The sequence below is a fragment of the Pseudomonas sp. RC10 genome, from assembly GCF_038397775.1.
GTDB classification, from domain to species: Bacteria; Pseudomonadota; Gammaproteobacteria; order Pseudomonadales; family Pseudomonadaceae; genus Aquipseudomonas; species Aquipseudomonas bambusae.
In genome coordinates this window covers 2540234-2561859 of the sequence record NZ_CP151650.1, presented here as the reverse complement: position 1 = coordinate 2561859, position 21626 = coordinate 2540234, and the positions used below count along the sequence as shown (strand labels likewise).

Below are 21626 nucleotides of genomic sequence, written 5' to 3'. Positions count from 1 at the left end.
AAAAACCGCAACAATGTGCTGTCTGGAGACAGGGAGGATATGGAATCCTGGCCAACGCTCAGGAGACCTTGAGGAGACGCTTACGCAACGGACGGGCCTTCAGCACTATATTGCTGACAGCAATAATCTTTCCGCATTTTTCTAAATGACGTGCGATGTCCGGTTGAAAATCGGGGCCCTCATCCGCTCGCCGTGGTATGGACTTCGACTCCAGTGCCAGGACCGCCAACAAGCTAAGCTCATCAGCACTGATGAACGGGGAGGAAGATTGGAGTAATTCGAAACGGGGGCAATCCTGTCGAATTTGCTGAATGAGCCGAATAAAACTCTCCGCAAGCTCGGCATTCAAACCCAGCTTGAAAAAGTTCGCCGCTGCAACGTTGAGCCCTTCGGTGACATCGCAGACCGCGCGCATCCCTTTCAGCAGACATTGCTCCGCAGGGGAGCAATGCCGGGCACAATGCAAAATGCGAGACATCGTCGTCTCCCTCTAATAGCGGTCTCAGTTAATGAACTTCGTCGGTATCACTTCCGGCAACAAGGCCACTCGCTCGAGCAGTGGGGTGAACATCGCTCGCACTGCTCCAACGGCCGCCTCCTCGTCTCCATAAATGATTGCCTCGATGATCTTCGCGTGTGCAGCAAGGCTCGGCTCAAATAACGCATGATCTGCATATATAGAAAGATACGGTCGGTGGAATGCTGCATTCAGCGACCTGTACACGGACCATAACACGTCATTGTGAGAAGCCGCGGCCACGGCTTCATGCACCGCCTGGTCACGATCCGAGAAACAGGCAAGATCATCGCTTTCGCTGTACTCACCTCGTCTCGCCAAAGCGAACCACAAGTCCCGGATATCGCTCATCGTTCGCCGACGAGCAGCCAGACGTGCTGTCTGGACCTCTAGAAGAAAATGCACTTCAAGGTAATCGCGAAGTGTAGATCTTATTGTTATACCTTCATCGGACATCATCTCGGCAACCCTCCGGGTGCACGCAGTGTTTTTTGCCACCGTGGCATGCGATTCATGCCAATGAGTGGCTCCATGGCGTCACGAGCGTCTCAGATGAAGGACGAACCTTCGGCGCCCGTTGCTTGGAAGGAGAACCCACATAAATGAAGCCCAGCAACTGGTCAGACGCTTCTTTCAACCCCAAGGCGTTGCGCACATCAGGGTCATAGGCATTGGGTCCCGTCGCCCAATAAGCGCCATAGCCGAAAAGATGCAGCGCGTTAAGCAGATTCATCGCCGCAGCGCCTACCGAGAGGATCTGCTCCACCTCGGGCACTCGCTCATCATCATAAATCCGTGCTCCCACTGCGATGATCATCGGTGCAGCGACAGCCTGACGCCGCGAACGGTCACCATTGTCGTCATCGCCACGCTTGACCGCTGCCGCTGCGAAAATATCGCCCAGCGCCGACAGCGCCTCTCCCTGAATCGTGAAAAAACGCCAAGGCTTGAGGTTGCTGTGGTCCGGCGCGCGCATCGTCGCCTCAAATACCTGATGCAACTCGTCTTCTGTGGGGACAGGTCCCACAAGAGGCCAGTACGATCGGCGACTCAAGAGTTGGGTCAGGAGTTCTGTTTTGGCCAGGTTATATTGGAAAACGCTCATAGGGTGACTCCCGAAACTTGAGTATCCATAGGCATCAGGATGGCAAACACGTCAGGCCATCTCTTGCCGATAGTATGTAGACTCATTCTCAAGAACACTCTCTGGATTGGGTCAAAAACTATTCCAATCCCGCCACCTTCCCCGGGTCTCGTCTGGGTTGACGATGACGGTACAGGTCAGGCCCGCAGCGAGTATCAAACCCTCGGGAACGTCATCCAGATGAATGCGCACGGGCACACGTTGCGCGAGGCGGACCCAGTTGAACGTGGGGTTCACATCCGCGATCAGTTCGCGGCTCTGTGGGTTATCCCGATCAAATATTCCACGCGCGATACCTTCCACATGCCCCTTGATGATCTCTCCGCTCATAAGCTGCATATCGGTAGGGTCTCCCACCCGAATGTAGGGAAGTTTGGTTTCCTCAAAAAAACCGTAAACCCAAAAGGAGTTCATATCGACGACAGCCATCTTGGCCTCCCCGATTTTTGCGTAGTCACCCCGATGCACATTCAGGTTGGTCACATACCCGTCGACGGCCGCCACCACCTTGGTGCGGCTCAAATTGAGTTGCGCGGCGTCCAACTCGGCCAGGGCCTGTCGATATTCCGCCTCTGCCGCACTCGCAATACTCCCCGCGTCTTCGCGGTTTTCGCTCGATATCACCAGATTGTCCATGTCAGCGCGGCGCTTGGCGTTGAGCTTGCGCATCTCCCATGTAGCCTTGCGCGATGACACCAATGCCTGAGCCTGCCTGACCGTCATTTGGTAATGTTCGGTATCGATTTGCATCAACAAATCGCCCTTGTGAACGAGTTGGTTGTCTCGCACCGGAACATCCACGACAACACCAGACACATCGGCCGCGACGCTGATGACGTCCGCCCTGACACGCCCGTCGCGTGTCCATGGAGAGTCCACATAGTGAACCCACACCACGCGCCCAAAACAGAACGCTAACGCAACGACGATGAGCGTTGCGATCAGACTAACGATTTTTTTCATGCGAAAATCTCAACGATAAATGCCGAGCGCCAAAGCGCCGAAAATGCAGGTGAATACACACACCCGCATGAGCGCGGGATGCCAAAACAATCTGTACACGTTGCTTCGGGCAACCATTGCTCCCAGCGCCCATGCAATCGCCACCGCGATGAAAAAGGTCAGCGTCAAGGTCGGGACGTAGACGCCACCGATAGCCAGTTCATGAAACATAATGGTTTCCTCGCGATGGGTGAGCTGGAAGATGGATCGAAAGCGGGGTGTTCGGCGCAAGCAACGAGGTCCGGACAAAGTGCAGATAGCTTTCAACTCTGCGCAGGGGCGACGTTTGGAAATGTGAAGCGAAGGGTTCGGTGGTTTCTTGAACGCAGTTGATCGAGCGCTCCACTGCCGCCAGGCACCGCCGTAAATTTCCGGCACCTGGTTTGACGAAGAGCCTCATCAGAGCGCGGCTCATCAGGCGCAATGACTGGCGCCATGGCTCGGATTCCCGATAGCAGGGGAAATCGGGGAGTTTTGCCTCTTCGCGACGCAATTCGATGATTGCGTGCCCTACATCGAGTACAACCAACGTCCATCTCAACAGCGACCGTTGGACATCGGGATGGCCCGTGGCGAAACCGTTCGCCTGATGCATCAGATCCCGGGTGCCACTATCGAACCCGGAAGCCAACGCCTGCAACGGTGCACGTATTGCAAACACGACCTGGCGCCTCAGGTCCCGCTCAAGGCGCCGCCATAACCATGGACTGTTAGGTGGCAGAATGACCGCCCCCGCAACGGCGCAAACCAGCATTCCAAACACCATGGCCAGATAGTCGTTGATAAGGCCGTAGGGGTTATAAATCGTGAGGTTCGCGGGCACGGAGTTAGTCCCGAAGAACACCAGCATCCCGAGCCCGTAACCGGCCCATTGTGGACGAGCCAGAAGATAAGTACCGAGCATGATGACCGGTGCGATGACTAGGCAGAGCAGCGGAAAGCCATCAATGAGTGGGTACACGAAAAACACTTCGAACACGCCAATCGCAGCCGTCGCCGCTGTCCCACACGCAATCTGAAATGACATGCGTTTCGGGTTGGTGGAGAACGCCGAAAGCCCCACCGTTAACGCGGAGACCAGCGTCATCGCTGCACCACTTGGCCACGTGGTGACGATCCATAACCAACTGAGCACCAGCAGTACGCAGGCCGAACGCAATCCCGCGGCGATAGACGCCCACCAGTTCGTCTGCGCGACGAAGGGCTCGCTCCAATCTTCGCGAGCGTGCGAATGATCAGCCAGGGAAGCATGCGTGAGGGCGTATTCACGCAATTCCTCGACAAAGCGATACAGCAATTCGTACGCGGTATTGAAATCCAGCAACTCGTCTCTAGAGGGTTCGCCACGTTCAAAAATCGATCGCTTGATCCGGATCGCAGCAGGGAGCCCTTCCTTGAAGGTTTCGAGCTGGGCCGCTAGACGGTTGGCGTCGTCTTCCAAAAGAGACCGACCAGCATAGGGCTCGATCAACGCGGCCAGTGCGACCCATTCAGCATTCGTACCCGAGGCATGAGCGCCCGCCCCCACATCCCCTCTTCGTTCCAACAGCTGATGCAGGGCGTTGAAGCGTGTGGTAACGGCCATGAACTCACTGTTCAGCCTATTCAACCGCCCGGAGCGACGGCGCATTTCGGGATCTTCGAACGTGGTGATACTGCGCAGCACCTCAAGCCCGACCGCTTCTGAGAAGAAGCGCAGATTGACACGCTCGAACTCATCGTTTTTCCCGGTTTGGCGCAGACCGGTGACCGCGAAATCAGCGAAGCTACCAAAGCGTACGTTGACTGACTTGAGCAGCGCCGAGCTTGTGGTGAGTGGAAAAACCGTCGCACTGATCAAGGAGGCACAGCCAATGCCGAGTGAAATTTCCAGTACCCGCCATACTGCGGCCATAAATACCCTGTTGGGATGATCCACCACCGGCAAGGCGATCATCACTGCGGTGTAACCAGCCAGGACGAAGCCATACGCCCGGAAGTTTCGTTGTCTTGCCGCTCCCGTTGAACACACGAATACCCAAAGCGCCAAACCACCCAAAAAAAGCTCGTTGTTTTGAGGAAAGACAGCCATGAGCAGTACGCTGAATGCGGACCCGGCCAACGTGCCGATGAACCGGTAAATGCTTTTGGCGAGAACGTGACCGCTCAGGGGTTGCATCACGATAAACACGGTCGTGATCGCCGTGGCCGGCTGTGGCAATTCGAAGCGCATCGAGAGCCATAGGGTGAGGCAGGAGGCAATCAATGCCTTGAAAAGGTAAATCCAGGTGACGGCATCCGTCTGCGCCCAATCCTTTAGCGCATGCTTCAACGGAGAACCAATGCCGGTGCGGGCAGCCCCGCCTGTGCGGATCATTCTTGCCCCATGAGACGGTTCACCGCCTTCATCACCACGGGTGGCTCGGAAGGCAGCAGCCGGTCTTTGCCTACATCATCCGTCTGAGCGGAAACGTCCCCCCCCAGCGCCACCATCAGTCCAGCGTAAGTAGCGAGATGCGCAGCCTGGTTGCGCTGTTGTATACGCCGCTCATGAAGGAGGCGAGTTTGAGCGTTCAATACCTCGAGGTAACCTGTCAGCCCTCGTTGATAGGCGGTCATTGCGATGTCGAAAGACCGTTGAGCTGAAACCAGCCCCTCCTCGATAAACACCTTCTGCCTGTCCACTGAGTGGCTTCGTATGAGTTGCTCGCTGATCTGGCGCAGGGCCTGAATCAGTGTCTGGTTGTAGCCGGCCACGGCGACGTCGTATTCCGCAGACGCTTGACCCAGCTCCGATCGCAAACGCCCGCCGTCAAAAATCGGCAAAGACAGGGCCGGGCCTACACTGTAGTTACGCTTGTTGTTCGCCAGGAACGACAGCACGTCGCCGCCGCTGGCGATGTAGCCCAAGCTGCCCACAAGGTCGATGTTAGGGTAGAAATTGGCATGGGCGACGTCGATGCCTCTTGCCTGCGCGGCCACATTCCAGCGACTCGCAACGACGTCGGGTCGTCGTCCTACCAGATCGGCCGTCAGTGCAGACGGCACGACCAAGCGTTGATCCAACGAAAGGTGTGGCCGCACCAGGTCCGCCGCCGCACCCGGCCCGCGGCCACTCAGCGCAGCCAGCTGGTTCGCGCTCAAAGCGATGGCCTCATCCAAGGCTTCGATTTGCCGCTTGGTCTCGGCGATAGGCGTCTCGGTCTGAGACACCTCCAAATACGTCCCCAGACCTCCCTTTAGCCGCTGTTCGGCCAGCTGTTGCATCTGCATTTGCTGGCTGAGCGTTGCCTGCATCACGTCGCGTTCGGCGTAGTGCAACGAAAACTCAACGTAGACCCGGACGATCGCGCCCTGCAGGTCCAGCCGAACCATACGCTCCTGCGCGGCGCTCATATGGGCCAAATCAAGAAACCTGGCAGCGGCATTCTCGTGTCTGTTCCAGAGATCCAGCGGGTAGCTCAACACCAGGGAGGCCGTGTTATCCCAGGTTTGCGTACCCGACAGCCCGCCTGGTCCATAGAAAGGGTCGTCAGGCCAATTGCGGCGTCTGATCGCCCCTTCACCGGTGATTTGCAGGGACTCTTTCGACTCCGCCAAGCCTGCGATGGCTTTCGCTTCGCGCAGTCGACCCGCGGCCATCGCGACATCCGGGTTGGACCCCACGGCCGCCCTGATCCAGCGGTCAAGTTGTGGATCGCCATAGGCCAGCCACCATTGAGATCGGGGCCAACCTGCCTCTTTCACAGCCCGAGCAATGTCTTGGCCGCCAGCCACCTTTTCGGTGCTGATCATCTGCTCGCGAGGCCCGATTCCGCCTGTCGAGACACATCCGTGTAACAGAGTGAGAATACACAGTAAGCCGTGGAATTTTCGTTTCTGAGGGATAAAACGTAACACTATGAAAACTCCCGGCTTCAATGCGACTGAGGACGCGGCACCCTAAACACCCGTCGGCATTCTGTTAAGTCGTTGAGGCCGTGAATATTTGTTACCTAACGCGTGATAATTAATGTCATTGTCGGACATTGTTACTTTGTGTCACACTTCAGTCTGACCATCGTGGAGGAAGGTGATGGACATTTTACAAAATATGCGCATTTTCAGATGCGTTGCTGAAGCAGGCAGTTTTACGGGCGCCGCCACACGGCTCGACACCACCACGACCAGTATATCGAGGGCCATTTCGCACCTTGAGACTCATTTAAGAGCTCGACTGTTCAATCGCACCACACGACACACTTCGCTTACCGATTCCGGAAAGCGATATCTGCTCAGGTGTGAACAAATACTGCGATCAGTTGACGAGGCCGAGCGTGAAATTGGCGATGCACACAGTCGTCCGACCGGCCAGCTAAATGTCCACTCCATGACGGGAATCGGACAGCACTACATCATTGATGCCATTGCCAAATATCGGAAGCACTATCCGGACGTCTCATTCAATCTGAGCATGAATAATCGAATTCCTAACCTCGTGACCGAGGGCTACGATGTTTCGATCATGCTCGCTATTGATTTGCCGGACTCTAGCCACGTTTCGCAAAAACTGGGTACTACTTACAGCATTGTCTGCGCATCCCCCTCTTATGTGAAAACATTTGGGGCCCCTCAGACCCCTGCCGATTTACTGCATCATGCGTGCCTTCGACTTGTGAGTGCTGTTATTCCGTTAGAGCAGTGGGCATTCGAGGGGCCCGACGGGCATGAAGACGTGACGATCACTACCTCACCGTTCATTGTCGATTCCGTAGATGCCATGAAAGCCGCGATCAGCAACGACATGGGTGTTGGAATCCTGCCAATTCACGCTGCAATCAAGGGGTTACGCAACGGGAGCCTCGTTCGTGTCATGCCGAAATATCGTTTGGAGGAGCTAGGCCTATACGCCATTTATCCTTCCCGACAATACCTGGATGCGAAAATAAAAACATGGGTTGAATACCTGCGTGGCTCGCTGCCCGAAGTGCTGGCGGATCATAAGGCCGTTTTAAAAATAAGAGATCTTGTCACGCTGGACTGAAATCTTCATCACACCTCCCCCGCTCCTGACGTATTAACGTCTTGTCGCTACTTTTTGAATGGATGCAGGAATAGCCCGACACTTAATCGCGTCAGGGGCTGAGCGTTGATCGTGACCGAATATGAAATACTCTATCGTTGAGATGGAGATTTTACACAGTGGAGAAAGGGATATTCTACAGATGGCTCGCACAGCAACGCTGATGTGACGCTGATCGCTTAATAGCCCGTCCGACACGCCTGACTCTTGGATCAGTTAGAGATGCCCGGACCCTTCACAGGTCATTTTCATGAGAACCGCCTTTTTACTTGCTCTCCTTCCCATCGCAACTCTTGCACTGGCTGACACTTCCAGCCATTCCAGCACCACAACTTCTGTGGAACAGAGCGCCTCTCCCCTAGAGGAGGACTACAACTACTCGACGCATTTAGACATTGCAAAAGTTAGAGATGTTGACGACGTGTCTGCGATCTGCAGCATTACGCCCGTCAAAATGACTTACGATGACAGCCAAGGAAAAACGCATATTCTGCGGTATATGATGATGGGCGGTGGTTGCAATAGCGGTAATTGACGGCCGTACGCTCTCCATGGGAGGTGCCTTGCACCCCCCATGGAATATTACCCCTGTATCAGCTTATTGCTTTCAACCATCTTGTTGCTTCTCTTCTTGCGACAGCATCGGCTTCAATGACCTGCTCTAGCGTGCGCACTCGAACTTCCGCCACGTGCTGTAAAGTACAATCCACAATATCCGCGATTTGCGTGAACGCCACGTGCCCAGACAAAAATGCCTGGACTGCGACTTCGTTAGCTGCGTTCAGTATTGCAGGTGCGGAGCCACCGGCGGTCGCAGCCTCGCGTGCCAGCCTCAGACAAGGAAATCGATCCTCGTCGGGTGATTCAAAATCAAGTCGAGCCACCTTCAGCAGGTCCAACGTCGCCACTCCGGACTCTATACGCTGAGGCCAGGCAAGCGCGTGACTGATGGGAACGCGCATGTCAGGGTTTCCGAGATGAGCCAGCATTGAGCCGTCCACATAGTCAACGAGCGAATGCACAACGCTTTGAGGATGAATGACCACTTCCACCTTGCTGGGAGCAGCGTTGAATAGCCAGCAGGCCTCAATCAGCTCCAGTCCTTTGTTCATGAGCGTCGCAGAATCAACCGAGATCTTTCTGCCCATCGACCAGGTCGGGTGCGCACAGGCTTGCTCAACAGTGACCTCGCGCAACAATTGAGCGGGCGTGTTGCGCAAGGGTCCGCCTGAGGCGGTCAGGATGATCCGCCGCACCCCCACTGCCGACAGACCGTCATGAGGTCGGAACGGAAGGCACTGAAAAATCGCGTTGTGCTCACTGTCGATCGGCATGATCGTCGCACCGCTCTCACGCACTAATTGCATGAACAATGCGCCCGACATGACGAGCGCTTCTTTATTTGCCAACAGTATTTTCTTGCCGGCGCGGACGGCGGACAACGTCGAGGAGAGACCGGCGCTGCCTACGATTGCAGCAACCACAGTGTCTACGTCTTGATGGCTCGCAACGAAATCGAGGCTGTCGGCACCCGCCAACACCATGGTATCCAGGCCTGCCTCAACGAGCCGACGCTGAAAGCTCTCCTGATCCTCGGCCCGGGGAATGACCACATACTGGGGACGGTGGCGTACACAGAGTTTTTCAAGTGCTGCCAGACGGCTGTATCCGCTCAGCGCAAAGACTTCGTATTTTCCTGGATGAAGACCGATGACATCGAGCGTGCTGGCGCCTACCGACCCCGTCGCACCCAGTACGCAAACCCTTTGTGGCCTGCTTTGCAGCGCATGCGCAGACCGTCGCCCCATGTCCAGCATCGACTTCGAACCCTGCATCTGCGGGGCTTGCACGCTGCCACCTGCCTCTCTGGGGAGTGCGCCACGATCAAGGCTGTTGATGTCGTGATCATTAGATATACCCGGCATACACACCGACCCGCTTCGCTTGTCTTTCGTTGACGTGGTCCACGGCATGGGGCGCGTGGAAATTCGCGTCATTAGGGACGTATTTCCAAAAAGCCGTCATTGGAAAACAGTCAAAAGATATCGGCATTGCGCCAATTTTATGGATTGACCGCCTCGGGCGAGCCTCAGTATCGCGCCCAGCCTGTCGATGCGTTTTTCGGTAGTACAGTGATTCAAGCTTTTTTTGGTTCTTTTCTCTAAACCTTTAAGTGGTCAATTTAGTGGGAAACGGAGACCCACTGAAATGACCTTCAAAACCAAAATGCATCACTTCAATGTGCGAACGATCCTTGCCGTGGCGATCACGGGGGCGATACTCGCCAGCGGTTCCGCCATGGCTGCAACGCAACCTGCTGCGAGTTCTGCTAACGCGACATCCCCGGCCCTGAGCGCGTCTCAACGCGTGATGGCCCCTAAAGAAGCTGGCAACCTGCTCTCATCCAATGCCATCGGCAATCTTGATCCCGCGCTGGCAGCCGTGGCGGGGCGCGCTGATCAGATGACCTATCGATCCTTCTCGCTCAAAGGCGATCCTATCGTCGTCAGCGGCGCGCTGTTTACGCCTAAGGGCAAAGCACCAAAGGGTGGCTGGCCCGTGGTGTCTTGGGGCCACGGATCATCAGGGACCAATGATCAATGCGCCCCTTCGATGGTGCAAAACAAAGACGGCAAAATCGATCTTTATGGTTACGGAGGATTTATCGCCGAACTGCTCAAGGCCGGGTACGCCGTCGTTGCAACCGATTACGAAGGTTTGGGTACGCCCGGGGAGCACCCTTACATCATCGCCGACAGTGAAGCGCGCGGCATGATCGATGCGGTACGTGCAGGTCTTCACGCCGAGCCTGCACTCTCTAAATCGTGGTTTTCGGTAGGCCACTCTCAAGGCGGTCAAGCCGCCATCGCGGCCGGGGAATTGTCCGGCAGTTGGGGCCGAGGCCTCGACTTCCGCGGGACCGTCGGCCTGGCTCCGGTCACAAATATCGGCGCGGCCTACTACTACGGCTCGCCCGGACCCGTTGACCGAGGCTTTTACCTACTGGCGTTGCAAGGCCTGAAAACCCAGCATCCGGAGTTGAAATACGAGGATTACCTGGGGAGCCAGGCATTGAAGATGCTTCCTGAGACCCAGAAGGAATGCACGTTCAAGATATGGCAAGACTTCTCGGCGAACCTCGGTGACAAGCTGAACGACTTCCAGTTCACCCCTCAGAGTCCAGAAGCCGCGCTGGCCTTGCAGCCTCTGTTGGATGCCCAGAGCGTCCCGCGCGGGCACACCCCTGGGCCAATGTTGTTGCTGCAAGGCGATCATGACCCTTCGATCAAAGCGGCAGTCACCACCCAAGCCGTGCGCAATGCCAGGGCCGCGGGTACTCAGGCAGAGTTTCGACTCTACCCTGGCAAAGACCACTACTCAGTGCTCGCCCCGGCCAGCGCCGGCGGATCGTCTACCGATGTCATCAAATGGCTGGATAGCCACAAGTCGACGCACTGAAGTCAGCGCTCCAGGCACGATGACCCCATCACCATTGCCTGGAGCATCTGCCCACCGCCACCCACGCAGGTGGGCGCTTTCGAGCGTCGGACGTCCATGTGCCGCCGCTGAAAAGCCGAACTCACCGATAGAAGGAACGTCATGATGGATAACCGTAGTGGACCGTACGCAGCACTGTTACTGCGCTTGATTCTTGGCACCATGTTTCTTGCCCACGGCTTGACCAAGCTCTTGGTGCTGACCCCCGCCGGAACCGCTGACTTGTTTCAAAGGGTAGGTTTTCCGGGGTTTCTCGCGTATCCGATCATTGCTTTTGAGATTGGCGCGGGGGTGATGCTCATCTTGGGTATTTATGCCCGCTGGATCGCTGCTATCGCGTTCATGCAGCTACTCGTAGCCTCCACGGTTCATTTCGGCAACGGCTGGAGTTTTTCGAATCCGAAAGGCGGCTGGGAATACCCGGTGTTTCTGGCACTGACTGCCTTGGCACTGGCCCTTCTGGGTGACGGCATTTACGTACTGAAACGATCCGGTACGCCATGAATCCGCTGACAGGCTCCACCACGTGATCGTTCCCGTACCGGCACTCGCGGTTCCGGGTGTCCACGTTATCACTCACGCATCGTTGCGTCGCTGCAGGCCTGCGCGTGCAAAGGCTTCTGATAATGCCTGATAAATCCCGCTCCAGACGTTGGTTTCTGATTCACAGCTGGATGGCATTGCCGATCTGGTTCTTCGTACTGTTTGTGTGCGTCACTGGGACGCTGGCTGTCGTCAGCGAGGAGATCGTCTGGCTAACGCACCCGGAAGCCCGCGCCACCAAGCCGTCGGACACTGCGGTGCTGATGAGCTACGACCAGATGATCGAAAAAATGAAGCAGGCCTCTCCCGGGCTGATCGTGCAGTCCATCCGCCCGCACAACGAACCCCATTTCGCCGCCACGATGCAGGTGTCCTACTCCGACGGGCGCCTGGCGGAAGTCTATGTGAATCCCTATACAGGTCTGATTCAGGGGGAAAGCCCGGCTTTCAACTTCAAAAAATTCACCCGAGCGCTGCACGGCTGGTTACTGGTTCCGTTCAGCAACGGTTACAGCTGGGGCTGGTACGCTGTCTCATTCTTGGGTGTTCTCTTGATGGGCTCGGTCGTCACAGGCGTTGTCGTTTACAAACGCTTCTGGCGAGGTTTTTTTCAAAGCGCCGCGGCTGGCCCATGGCGCGCGGGTGTTTTGGGGGGACTTTCATCGGCTTGCCGGGCTGTGGTCGATGGGATTCGTTGCGCTGATTGCAATCACCGCGACCTGGTTTCTGGTGCAGGCGGTACTGAGTGACCATCACATTGAATTTCCCGACCCGCCAGCATCGACGCTGATGACGGATAACGACGTCCCTCAAACGCCCGCCGGTTCTTATCCCCAACCGCTCAGCCCGGATCAGGCGATTCATCTCGTCAGCAAACGCATTCCAGGCTTTCAACCCGGCTATATCAATCTGCCTCGTCATGCGTACGACTACCTCGACATTGGCGGTCAGGGGAAGGTCCCGTTCATCTACCAATCTGTATCGATGAACCCTTATACCGGCGCAATCGCCATCTCCAGGCTCATGCGTGACCGCCCACCCCTTGAAGTCCTGGCCAAGATGATGCGACCCCTTCATACCGGCGACTTCGGTGGGCTGTGGATCAAACTGATTTGGTGTTTCTTTGGCATCCTTCTGTCACTGATGGTACTCAGCGGCCTGCTGATCTGGAGCAAACGTACCGTTAAAGCCACAGCCAGCCTGCTCAACCGCAGCGCCCTCCGCCGCCCTTCTATCGCGCCCCCCCCCCGTATTGGACGAAACCCGATGACCCACTCTGTTCCGAGCAACGCGTCAGGCCGTCCGCTTTCGACGCTGCGCCAAGCATGGCGCACGTACCGCGTTCACCTGAACGTTCTGTTGATACTGATTCCTGTGGCGTTCATCCCGACGTACTTTTCGGACTTCGCGAACCGCGTCGACGGTCGCGCGGACGGATAAACCCTCGGGGAGATCGACACAGGCCTTTGCTCACTGACGCTGACTGAACACGTCTCCGGCGGACAGGTGAGACGCTTCACAGCGGCATTGGGTGAACAATGCCGCAATGACGTCAAGGCCACTTACCTTCATGTCGGCAAATCCAGCGACCCGCCCACTCTTGCAGAAATATTTTCTGGAACGCCCAACCGGATGAGCGCAACGGTCACGCTCAGGTTCCCGCGCGAGGTTGGCGAAGAGCTGTGGGTCACGATGCTGGGATGGGACGGGAGCGTACATCAGGCGCGTGCTCGCATGGATCAAGCGAGCGGCGACAGAATGGCGTCTTCGAGCATCCAGAGGAACGGCACAACGTCGCTCGAATGATCCCCATGGACAACGGGCTGTATGGGCAAAGGTGACAGTTTGAAGTGCTGCTTTACCCACTCATTAACGACTGATCATACGTGGTGACAGTGACATGAAAATCTCTTACCCATTACCGCCTCTCAGCCCCACAAGATCGCAGACTCCCGTGGTAACACCCAACCCACCCGGGACCGACGCGACGATAAGCGCACAGGTCAACAGCAATAGCGCCAGCCCAGCGTTCACGGTCGAGATTTCCAGCGACGGGAAGCGAAAGGCAGGGAACGACAAATACGCCGACATCGACAAAGCCTCGCTGCCGGAAGATGTCAAAGAAGCGCTGAAAAACATCCGCAAGTTGCAGGAGCGCATGGCGGAAAAACAGCGCGAGATTCAACAGATCATGCAAGATGACTCGCTGTCCGAAGATACTAAAAAGTCTCGCCGGCAAGCCGCCATTGCCGAGTTGCAGATCATGGAATCCGCGATGTCCGACGCCCAGAACGCACTCAACACGCGCATGAGCTCACACAACCTCGATGCCAAAGACCGGGCCTTGGCGAAGGGCCTTGTAGGCATGAAGTAAACAAAAGATGGGGTGATCTGCGGTAGCGCTCATCGGCGCCGCGCCCCAGCTGACGCGCAGATCGCGCGCCTTCGGCCTCTGAGGGAGAGGAGTCACCGAGCGGTGACTCCCAAGGCCCTTCAGCGCAGGGTGTATCCGCCGTCCACCACGATCTCTTGACCGTAAATGCTTCGCGAGCCGGCGGATAACAGCCACAGGATCACATCAGCAACCGCATGCGGCTCAAGAAACTTCCCATCGAGTAGCCGACTATTCACGGCACTGGCGACTTCCGACAGCTCGACATTGCCAAGCCCCAGGGAACCCCAGATAGGCGTCGCGGTAGGGCCGGGAGAAACGATATTCACGCGAATATCGCTGGCGGCCAGTTCGACCGCCAGGGTCCGTGCGTGACTGATCAACGCTGTTTTGGACGCGATATATCCGGCAAGTCCGGGGAACGCCAATCGCGACAGAAACGTGCCGATGAATACAACGCTCGCCGGCTTGGTCAGTTGCTCTCTCAAGGCCGCCACCGTGTTCAAGGCAGCGGCGCCATTGACCTCCCACAATCGATCAAACGCAGCCGTATCGGTCCCTTGAGCCAACATCGCGATGCCGGCGTTCGGGACGATAAAGTCCACAGGCCCGAGTTCCCGAGCCATTCCCGCCAACCGCTCCAGATCACTGGCCTGGGTGACATCCCCTTTTAGCCGGTGTAAGCGGGTTGAATATTTTTCCTGCAAAAGTTCAAGTCCGCCGACGCGCCGCGCCATGGCAATAACCGTCGAACCTTCATCCAACAGGCGCTCCGTGACCGCCAAGCCGATCCCGGAACTTGCGCCTGTGACCACAGCCAATCGTTTATCGAACTCACTCATATCGTTTTCCTTTTGTGTTAGCCCTTAAACCGAGCAACGCATTACAGATACCGTGCCAAAAATTAATAACGTTGATTATCAGAATCTTACGAACATTGAGAGTCATTTTGACTTGCCAAAACAATGTCCTAATGACAACGCTCTATGTCTTTTTGACCATGATCGATCACCCGCCCGCAGGTCATGAATACCTAGTCGCCTGAGGGGAAGTTCGTGGGATGAGGCCGCGTATAGATAAAGGCGATGCGTCAGGTCGTCAGGACGCCGCACGAGGCTAGTGGAAGCCATGGATGGATTAAATGACCAATTTCAGCTTTTACGTTGATCCAATGCCAAGGCGAGCAACAGCGTTGCACTGTCGGGTTCTGACGGGGCTTAAAGAGGCATATGAATTCAGGCATGGTTGAATCGCAAAATGTCATTACTCGACATTCGCCTGAACGTTTTTAATAAAGAGGTCTTCAGGGTCGGATTAAGGGTTGTACGGCCCCTCGAAACGATTCACCCGCTTATCCCATAACACCTCACCAAGTTGATGCGTTCTGCGGTGCGTCAGGTGAGTCAGATGACCGAACATAATAATAAGGCCCCTCATGAGCGGTTCATCGGTATCGATCTGCGCCCGCGTCTTCCTCTCAAAGAGCTACGCCTCTACAAGCCTGCCAAGGCTTTCCATTGCTTGGCACCGGGGCCCCTTTGCTTTGAGTAATAAAAGGGGGGCGCTCACTGCATCCACTTAAACCGTTCATGACGCGCGGGATGTGCACTGGTCAGCCACTCAGGTTGCGCTTGCCCTCTCGAAGCCCTCTCCCCTTGCATCGCCTTTCTGAATCCTGCGGAGTTCATCATGCGAACGCTACGAAATATCCCTATTACCCGTCGACTCTGGTTGATTCTCGTTGTGTCTCTGGTGATGTTGGTTGCATTGGCAACGCTGATGCTGGTCAGGAGTTACAGCAATCTCTACACCGAAAGAGTGCAGCAAATCCGCAACGCCGTAGAGAACACCCAAGGGGTATTCAGATACTTTCATGACCTGGAGCAAGCTTCCGGGCTGAGCCGTGAACAAGCGCAGGAACAGGCAAAGCAAGTCGTTCGCGGCTTGCGGTATGCGGGCCAGGAATATTTTTTCATTCAGACCCTGGACCGGATCATGTTAATGAATCCGGTCAATACCCAACTGGAAGGACAGGACCTGACTGGATTGAAAGACAGCGACGGCTTTCTGTTCAACGTTGAAATGTCGCGGGTCATCAAAGAGCACGGTTCCGGAACCGTTGGCTACAGATGGAAGAAACAGGGATTCGAAGAGCCGGTAGAAAAAGTCTCCTATGTCGCACTTTTCGAACCGTGGGGTTGGGTGTTGGGTACCGGCGTTTACATGGATGACATCAAAGCGCAGTTTCGTGCGGAATTGATGACGACGGTTGCGATCTGTGTGCTGATCGCTTTGTTGTTGACGGCCACGATCAGCTTGATCGTGCGAAGTATTTCTCCCCCCCTTCGACAGACTGTCCAGGCCATGGCGAACATTGCCAGCGGTGAAAGCGACCTGAGGGCCCAGCTTGAAGTAGGCGGCAATGACGAGCTGACAGGATTGGCCATTTCCTTCAATGGGTTTGTGGCCAAGCTGCGCGAGGTCATCGCGCAAATGTTGGAGTCTGCGCAAATCCTGACGCACTCGGCGCGTTCGTTGAAAGAAAGCTCCAGTGCGGCACGCCAGCAATTCGGTCAGCAATCACAGCAGATGGAACGGGTTGCAACGGCAGTCAACGAGGTCGCCTATAGCGTCCAGGACGTCGCGAAAAACGCAGAACAAGCTTCAAGCGAAGTGCGCAGTGCTGAGCAGCAGGCTGACCACGGCCTGGTCAGCATCGGTGGTCGAAGAGCTGTCCACGATCATTGTGCAAGCCGTGGCAGACATCCAGACACTGGCTGAGGGCAGTACGCAAATCGGGAGCGTATTGGAGGTGATTCGTACGATCGCGGAGCAGACCAATCTGTTGGCACTCAATGCTGCGATCGAAGCCGCGCGTGCAGGAGAACAGGGTCGAGGCTTCGCGGTCGTGGCGGACGAGGTGCGCTTATTGGCCCAACGAACGCAGCAGTCGACGTCTGAAATCCAGACCATGATCGAGTCGCTGCAGGCCAAATCGAGCGCCGCCGTGACCGTCATCAATCAAAGCAGTGAGGCCGCCCGATTGACCGTGGAGCAATCCCGCGCGGCGGGTGCGAGCCTGGACCGGATAGCGGGGGCGCTGCGCAATCTCAGTGGGCTGAACGTCTCGATCGCCAGCGCAACATTGCAGCAGGCGAATGTGGTCGAGGAGATCAATCAGAACATTTCCCAGACCGCCGGCCTGGCGCGTGACACTGCACAGACAGCCGAAGCGGCTAATGTCGCCAGTCACCATCTCGATCAAGTCTCCAGCCAACTGAGCCAGTTGCTTGAGCAGTTTCGCGTCTAGGCACCCATGAGTGTTCGGATTGGATGCGAGGAGATTATCGGTCCGAACACTCGGGGATACCTCAGGACAACAGCCATGCAAAAAATCAGTGGCGCAAAGACCGAACCGAGGCAACTCAGAAGATATTAATGGGATAGTCCACGATCACCCGGTATTCATCCGCGTTGTGATCGACCGCCTTATACCCGTCACCGCCGCGGTTAGTCGCCCAGCGCAGACGCACTGACAGATTTTTCGCGGCACCCCCTTTCACGGTGTATTTGATGTCTGCGTCACGCTCCCAATGCTTGGCATCTCGGCCATCGGGGTTGTAGTAGCTGTAGCCGGAATCGACAGCGGTGGTTGCCTTGGTCAGATCCATCGTGCCGCGAATGTAGGAAATCGATGAGGTAAGTCCTGAAAGCCCCCAGCCAGCGAAGTCATAGATGTATTGCAGTTTCCAGGATTTTTCGCCGGGGGCGTTGAAGTCCGACCACTGCTGCGAGTTGTCCAGGTAAATGCTGTCGCCGTCCAGAATGTAGTCGAAGGGGGTATTGCCATTGACCTTTTGCATCGAGGCGATCAGCGTCTGGTTTTCTAACGTCATGCCTAAATGCACGCTGAAGGTGTTGTTGTTGATACTGCCGTAGAGGGCCTTGCCGCTGTCCTGTGTGTGATAGTAGTGAAAGCCGGGATTCAGGCTCAGTTGCTCGCTCACCTGCCAGACGTAATCCAGGTCGTAGTAGTACTGGCTCCAGATGTCTTTGAGTTGCGAAGCGTAAAGGCTCGTCGTCATCCCCGGAACACCGTTGTACGAGGCGCCCATCCAGCTCATATGCTGGCTTTTTTGGCCGTCGGGCAACGTACCGTAATAGGTGCCCAGCCGACTGTTCCCACTCTGATTGAACAGTTTGTTGAAGCTCACTTGACCCGCGTCCAGGATGAGATGGTCGATGCTGTTGTTGGTCAAACTGACCCCGCGAAAGGTCATCGGCAGCATGCGCGTAGCCCCACCGGCAATCACAGGATTGTTGAGCAACATGTCACCCGCCTTCAGCACGGTGTCGAACGCTTTCATCTTGACTGCGCCACCCGCCGACGAGAAGGAGTCCGGCGCTTTGCCGTAGAGATTATCTTTGGCAGGATTGGGGGCTGTGGTCGGCAGAATGGATGAACCACCGCTCCCACCGCCACCGTCCAGTTTCACCCCCAGGGTTGCGATAGCGTCCACGCCAAAACCCACAGGTCCCTGGGTAAACCCTGACTGGAACACGCCGATGAATCCTTGGGCCCACTCTTTACTGTCCTGTTGGCCATTGTGTCGATCGTGATTGAAATAATAGTTTTTCAAGTCAACGGTCAGTGAGGCACCCTCAACGAATCCAGCCTCCGCAGCTTGATCGTCACCGGCATAAGCCGTCACGGACGCTGTGGCGGACATCGCCACGAACAGCTTACGAAGCGGGTAGTGAACTTTCACAATGAACATCCTCTTTGATTCGACTGGCGACGCTTGGGTGCCGTCGCCGTATTGTTATTATTGATGCACTTCACGCCGCATCTGCAGCGGCTTTAATTTGAAAGGTGGGGACTTCAGGTGACGGTAGTCTGCGACATTCGCGTCAAGCGCGAACGTGCGCTGATACCGTCTACAGGGCAATAGCAAAACGGCGCTATTTTTGTTCTCGACTGGCGACGTTATCGTCAAGGGTTTGCGCATGGTCGTGGCGATCGGCGTCGAGTTGGGCATTGCGTGCGACAAATGCTTGTGACTCTTCGGCGCGAACACTGACGGACGCCATCACTGTAAGTGCAATAACAGCACCGGTGACACTGAGAAGTTTAAACATGTTGATCTGAACCTTCTTGCAGTAGCAAGTCTGATAACGGTGCGCAACTTTAAAAAGAAATCACGCCCAGCATCAAACGATAATGAGGTGAATGATCCTTGCGAAATTTGATATTGACACGCGAATCGACTTGAACTAAAGGCGAGAACTATAACCTTGGCATCTGTCGTCAAGCCTTCGGCTCGCGACCTGCGAATCTTGCTGTATAAGCGTTATCGGATGACACGCTTCACTAATTCAGCCGTTGTGTTCACACCGTATTTTTTCAATAGATTACAGCGGTGAATGTCCACCGTGCGGGGACTGATAGCCAGGCGCCTGGCAGCCTCCTTGCTCGTCAACCCGTCAACCATGAGGGCTGCAACGTCCCTTTCGCGCGCGGTGAGAATGACCCGCTGGTCCCGTTGGGTTTGTTCACCGTCAGGGACGTCCGTGAATACCCAGGTCGCCAATTCATACGGAGCATGGGCGTTGAAGCCGTAGCCTCTCACCGTTGCCCAGAAATGCGTGCCGTCCAGGCGACGCATTAGCCGATCCTCTTGAAAATTGATGTGCCTCGACAACAGCGGACCAAAATGTTGAGCCGCCACTTCGAAGTCCTTGCGTTCCGGGTAGAGCACTTCAAACGACGCGCCAATGACCTGTTCGGAAGTTGCGCGAAACATCTCCAACGCAAAGGCATTACACCGTATGATCTTTCGATGGCTGGCAATGATTACAGCGATGGGAAGGTGATGCAGGAGCAGGTCTGAATTGGACGCCAAGGCTTCAACTTCCATCTTATTCTCCTGACGTGATGCATTAAGGGTCCAGGGACCTCATCAATCACCTAGGTGACTGGAAAACATGGAACACCCTTGCGGTGGGACCTATGATCGCATCAGAAATATTATTGCGACAAGTGTTTGGCTCAGAAAGAGCAAGCTGGATTCCCCTGCCATTCCAAAATAACGGAGCGAATGTATGAGTGCACAGGCATTACACAATGACAGCATCATCATTGATGGGTTGATCATTGCGAAATGGAACAGAGCGCTGTTCGAGGACATGCGCAAAGGCGGGGTAACGGCCGCGAACTGTACCGTGTCAGTCTGGGAGGGGTTTAAAGCGACCGTCGACTGCATTGCCGCCAACCAGAAACTTATGCGGGACAATAGCGACTTGGTGTTGCCGGTACGCACTACCGCCGACATCCTCGAAGCCAAGGCCACTGGAAAGACAGGCATTTTCTTTGGTTTTCAAAATACTTATGCCTTTGAAGATCAATTGGGTTACGTGGATATCTTCAAGCAACTGGGCGTCGGTATCGTACAGATGTGCTACAACACGCAGAATCTGGTGGGTACCGGGTGTTATGAGCGCGATGGCGGCCTTTCGGGTTTTGGGCATGAGGTCGTTGCCGAGATGAACCGCGTTGGCATCATGTGCGACCTGTCCCACGTGGGCCCTAAGACCAGTGAAGAGGTGATCCTGGCATCGAAGAAGCCGGTCTGTTATTCCCACTGTTTGCCTACGGGGCTCAAGCAGCACCCGCGCAACAAGTCAGACGAAGAACTCAGGTTCATTGCTGACCATGGTGGGTTTGTCGGGGTGACCCATTTCGCGCCCTTCATGGCGAAAGGTATCGACTCCACGGTGGATGATTATGCCGAAGCCATCGAGTACACCATGAACATCGTGGGTGAAGATGCCATCGGTATCGGCACTGATTTCACGCAGGGGCACGGTCATGAGTTTTTCGAATACTTGACTCACGACAAGGGCTACGCGCGGCGCCTGACAAACTTTGGCAAAGTCATCAACCCACTGGGGTTGCGCACGATAGGCGAGTTCCCGAATCTGACGGAGACGTTGCTCAAGCGTGGGCATTCCGAGCGCGTGGTCGGCAAAATCATGGGGGGTAACTGGCTCAATGTCCTCAAGGACGTTTGGGGGGAGTGATCCGCCTGACCGCCACATTCGCAGCGCCCTTGCCAACCGCGTCCTGGCGCCGGATGCGTGGCAGTCGAGCCCATTGGAAACAGTAGCCGTTCGACCGTGCCTGCCTTCTCACAAGCGGGGGTGGAGTTGTCCAGTGATAACTCCACTGTCACCCGACCTCCATACACCGCGACACCAGACAGTGCCCCCTCCCTCCTCCCCGAATTCCGCCCGGGAAGACGAAGTGAGCGAAGGTTTTGTAAAGCCTTCGCCTGACTTTGGCTCGACGTAAAAACGGAAATTGGCCGTTTAACCCCCCTACCCCTTCCGCTAGCCTCGTCGGTCGTCAATGTCACGGCTTGAGCGAGTGACGTTATATCCGCCAACGCACCACCCGCTTGAATTCCACATCATGGGAATGCCGCAGGGT

20 protein-coding genes and 1 pseudogene are annotated in these 21626 nt (G+C 55.8%); 9 read left to right on the top strand and 12 right to left on the bottom strand.

The features are described 5' to 3' along the window. Nucleotides 1-58: 58 nt before the first annotated feature. The 7 genes from AAEO81_RS11940 to AAEO81_RS11910 all read right to left on the bottom strand — a co-directional run bounded on the left by AAEO81_RS11940 (nucleotide 59) and on the right by AAEO81_RS11910 (nucleotide 6542). Nucleotides 59-478, bottom strand: a complete 420-nt coding sequence (locus tag AAEO81_RS11940) for a hypothetical protein (RefSeq protein ID WP_341963815.1) — start codon at nucleotides 476-478, stop codon at nucleotides 59-61. Nucleotides 479-502: 24 nt separating this feature from the next. Further along, on the bottom strand, nucleotides 503-976 hold the full coding sequence (locus AAEO81_RS11935) for an FCD domain-containing protein (RefSeq protein ID WP_341963814.1): 474 nt from the start codon (nucleotides 974-976) through the stop codon (nucleotides 503-505). A gap of 52 nt (nucleotides 977-1028) precedes the next feature. Then, entirely contained in the window at nucleotides 1029-1622 is a 594-nt protein-coding gene (locus tag AAEO81_RS11930) for a nitroreductase (RefSeq protein ID WP_166595056.1), read from the bottom strand. A gap of 111 nt (nucleotides 1623-1733) precedes the next feature. After that, entirely contained in the window at nucleotides 1734-2624 is an 891-nt protein-coding gene (locus AAEO81_RS11925; protein WP_341963813.1) for an HlyD family secretion protein, read from the bottom strand. Between the two features lie 9 nt (nucleotides 2625-2633). Next, the gene (locus tag AAEO81_RS11920) at nucleotides 2634-2834 is read right to left on the bottom strand and encodes a DUF1656 domain-containing protein (protein WP_166595054.1); all 201 of its coding nucleotides are present in this window, start codon (nucleotides 2832-2834) and stop codon (nucleotides 2634-2636) included. Further along, a complete protein-coding gene (locus AAEO81_RS11915) occupies nucleotides 2824-5019 on the bottom strand; it encodes an FUSC family protein (protein WP_341963812.1) in 2196 nt (731 codons plus the stop codon). The genes AAEO81_RS11920 and AAEO81_RS11915 overlap by 11 nt, the downstream gene beginning before the upstream one ends. Further along, nucleotides 5016-6542, bottom strand: a complete 1527-nt coding sequence (locus tag AAEO81_RS11910; RefSeq protein ID WP_341963811.1) for an efflux transporter outer membrane subunit — start codon at nucleotides 6540-6542, stop codon at nucleotides 5016-5018. Before AAEO81_RS11910 ends, AAEO81_RS11915 begins: the two co-directional genes overlap by 4 nt. Nucleotides 6543-6717: 175 nt before the next feature. Here AAEO81_RS11910 and AAEO81_RS11905 point away from each other — a divergent pair, with 175 nt between their 5' ends. Together AAEO81_RS11905 and AAEO81_RS11900 are read left to right on the top strand one after the other, a co-directional pair. Beyond that, nucleotides 6718-7665: a LysR family transcriptional regulator gene (locus tag AAEO81_RS11905; protein ID WP_341963810.1), complete on the top strand. Its 948-nt coding sequence runs from the start codon at nucleotides 6718-6720 to the stop codon at nucleotides 7663-7665. Nucleotides 7666-7954: 289 nt separating this feature from the next. Then, nucleotides 7955-8239: a DUF2790 domain-containing protein gene (locus AAEO81_RS11900; RefSeq protein WP_341963809.1), complete on the top strand. Its 285-nt coding sequence runs from the start codon at nucleotides 7955-7957 to the stop codon at nucleotides 8237-8239. Between the two features lie 58 nt (nucleotides 8240-8297). Here the strand turns inward: AAEO81_RS11900 and ispC are convergent, their stop codons facing one another. Then, on the bottom strand, nucleotides 8298-9512 hold the full coding sequence (gene ispC, locus AAEO81_RS11895) for a 1-deoxy-D-xylulose-5-phosphate reductoisomerase (protein WP_341964524.1): 1215 nt from the start codon (nucleotides 9510-9512) through the stop codon (nucleotides 8298-8300). 400 nt (nucleotides 9513-9912) lie between these two features. Between ispC and AAEO81_RS11890 the strand changes: the two genes are divergently transcribed. The 5 genes from AAEO81_RS11890 (at nucleotide 9913) to AAEO81_RS11870 (ending at nucleotide 14119) form a co-directional block, all read left to right on the top strand. Beyond that, nucleotides 9913-11163, top strand: coding sequence for an alpha/beta fold hydrolase (locus AAEO81_RS11890; protein ID WP_341963808.1), 1251 nt, complete (start codon nucleotides 9913-9915; stop codon nucleotides 11161-11163). Between the two features lie 141 nt (nucleotides 11164-11304). Further along, nucleotides 11305-11706 (top strand): DoxX family protein, encoded by a 402-nt coding sequence (locus AAEO81_RS11885; RefSeq protein WP_341963807.1) that lies wholly within the window; start codon nucleotides 11305-11307, stop codon nucleotides 11704-11706. 122 nt (nucleotides 11707-11828) lie between these two features. Further along, nucleotides 11829-12494, top strand: a complete 666-nt coding sequence (locus AAEO81_RS11880; protein ID WP_341963806.1) for a PepSY domain-containing protein — start codon at nucleotides 11829-11831, stop codon at nucleotides 12492-12494. Next, nucleotides 12388-13185 (top strand): PepSY-associated TM helix domain-containing protein, encoded by a 798-nt coding sequence (locus AAEO81_RS11875; RefSeq protein WP_341963804.1) that lies wholly within the window; start codon nucleotides 12388-12390, stop codon nucleotides 13183-13185. Before AAEO81_RS11880 ends, AAEO81_RS11875 begins: the two co-directional genes overlap by 107 nt. Nucleotides 13186-13645: 460 nt before the next feature. After that, nucleotides 13646-14119 (top strand): hypothetical protein, encoded by a 474-nt coding sequence (locus AAEO81_RS11870; protein WP_341963803.1) that lies wholly within the window; start codon nucleotides 13646-13648, stop codon nucleotides 14117-14119. 119 nt (nucleotides 14120-14238) lie between these two features. On the opposite strand, the gene AAEO81_RS11865 is transcribed toward AAEO81_RS11870, so the two are convergent. Further along, on the bottom strand, nucleotides 14239-14979 hold the full coding sequence (locus AAEO81_RS11865) for an SDR family oxidoreductase (RefSeq protein WP_341963802.1): 741 nt from the start codon (nucleotides 14977-14979) through the stop codon (nucleotides 14239-14241). 847 nt (nucleotides 14980-15826) lie between these two features. Between AAEO81_RS11865 and AAEO81_RS11860 the strand changes: the two are divergent. Further along, a pseudogene (locus AAEO81_RS11860) lies at nucleotides 15827-17447 on the top strand (methyl-accepting chemotaxis protein). A gap of 115 nt (nucleotides 17448-17562) precedes the next feature. On the opposite strand, the gene AAEO81_RS11855 reads toward AAEO81_RS11860, so the two are convergent. The 3 genes from AAEO81_RS11855 to AAEO81_RS11845 all read right to left on the bottom strand — a co-directional run bounded on the left by AAEO81_RS11855 (nucleotide 17563) and on the right by AAEO81_RS11845 (nucleotide 20055). Then, the gene (locus tag AAEO81_RS11855) at nucleotides 17563-18867 is read right to left on the bottom strand and encodes an OprD family porin (protein WP_341964523.1); all 1305 of its coding nucleotides are present in this window, start codon (nucleotides 18865-18867) and stop codon (nucleotides 17563-17565) included. 232 nt (nucleotides 18868-19099) lie between these two features. Then, complete coding sequence (locus AAEO81_RS11850) at nucleotides 19100-19276, bottom strand: hypothetical protein (protein WP_166595040.1); 177 nt, start codon at nucleotides 19274-19276, stop codon at nucleotides 19100-19102. A gap of 212 nt (nucleotides 19277-19488) precedes the next feature. Further along, on the bottom strand, nucleotides 19489-20055 hold the full coding sequence (locus AAEO81_RS11845; RefSeq protein ID WP_341963801.1) for a LuxR C-terminal-related transcriptional regulator: 567 nt from the start codon (nucleotides 20053-20055) through the stop codon (nucleotides 19489-19491). Nucleotides 20056-20239: 184 nt separating this feature from the next. On the opposite strand from AAEO81_RS11845, the gene AAEO81_RS11840 reads away from it, so the two are divergent. Beyond that, on the top strand, nucleotides 20240-21217 hold the full coding sequence (locus AAEO81_RS11840; RefSeq protein ID WP_166595038.1) for a dipeptidase: 978 nt from the start codon (nucleotides 20240-20242) through the stop codon (nucleotides 21215-21217). Nucleotides 21218-21626: the final 409 nt, after the last annotated feature.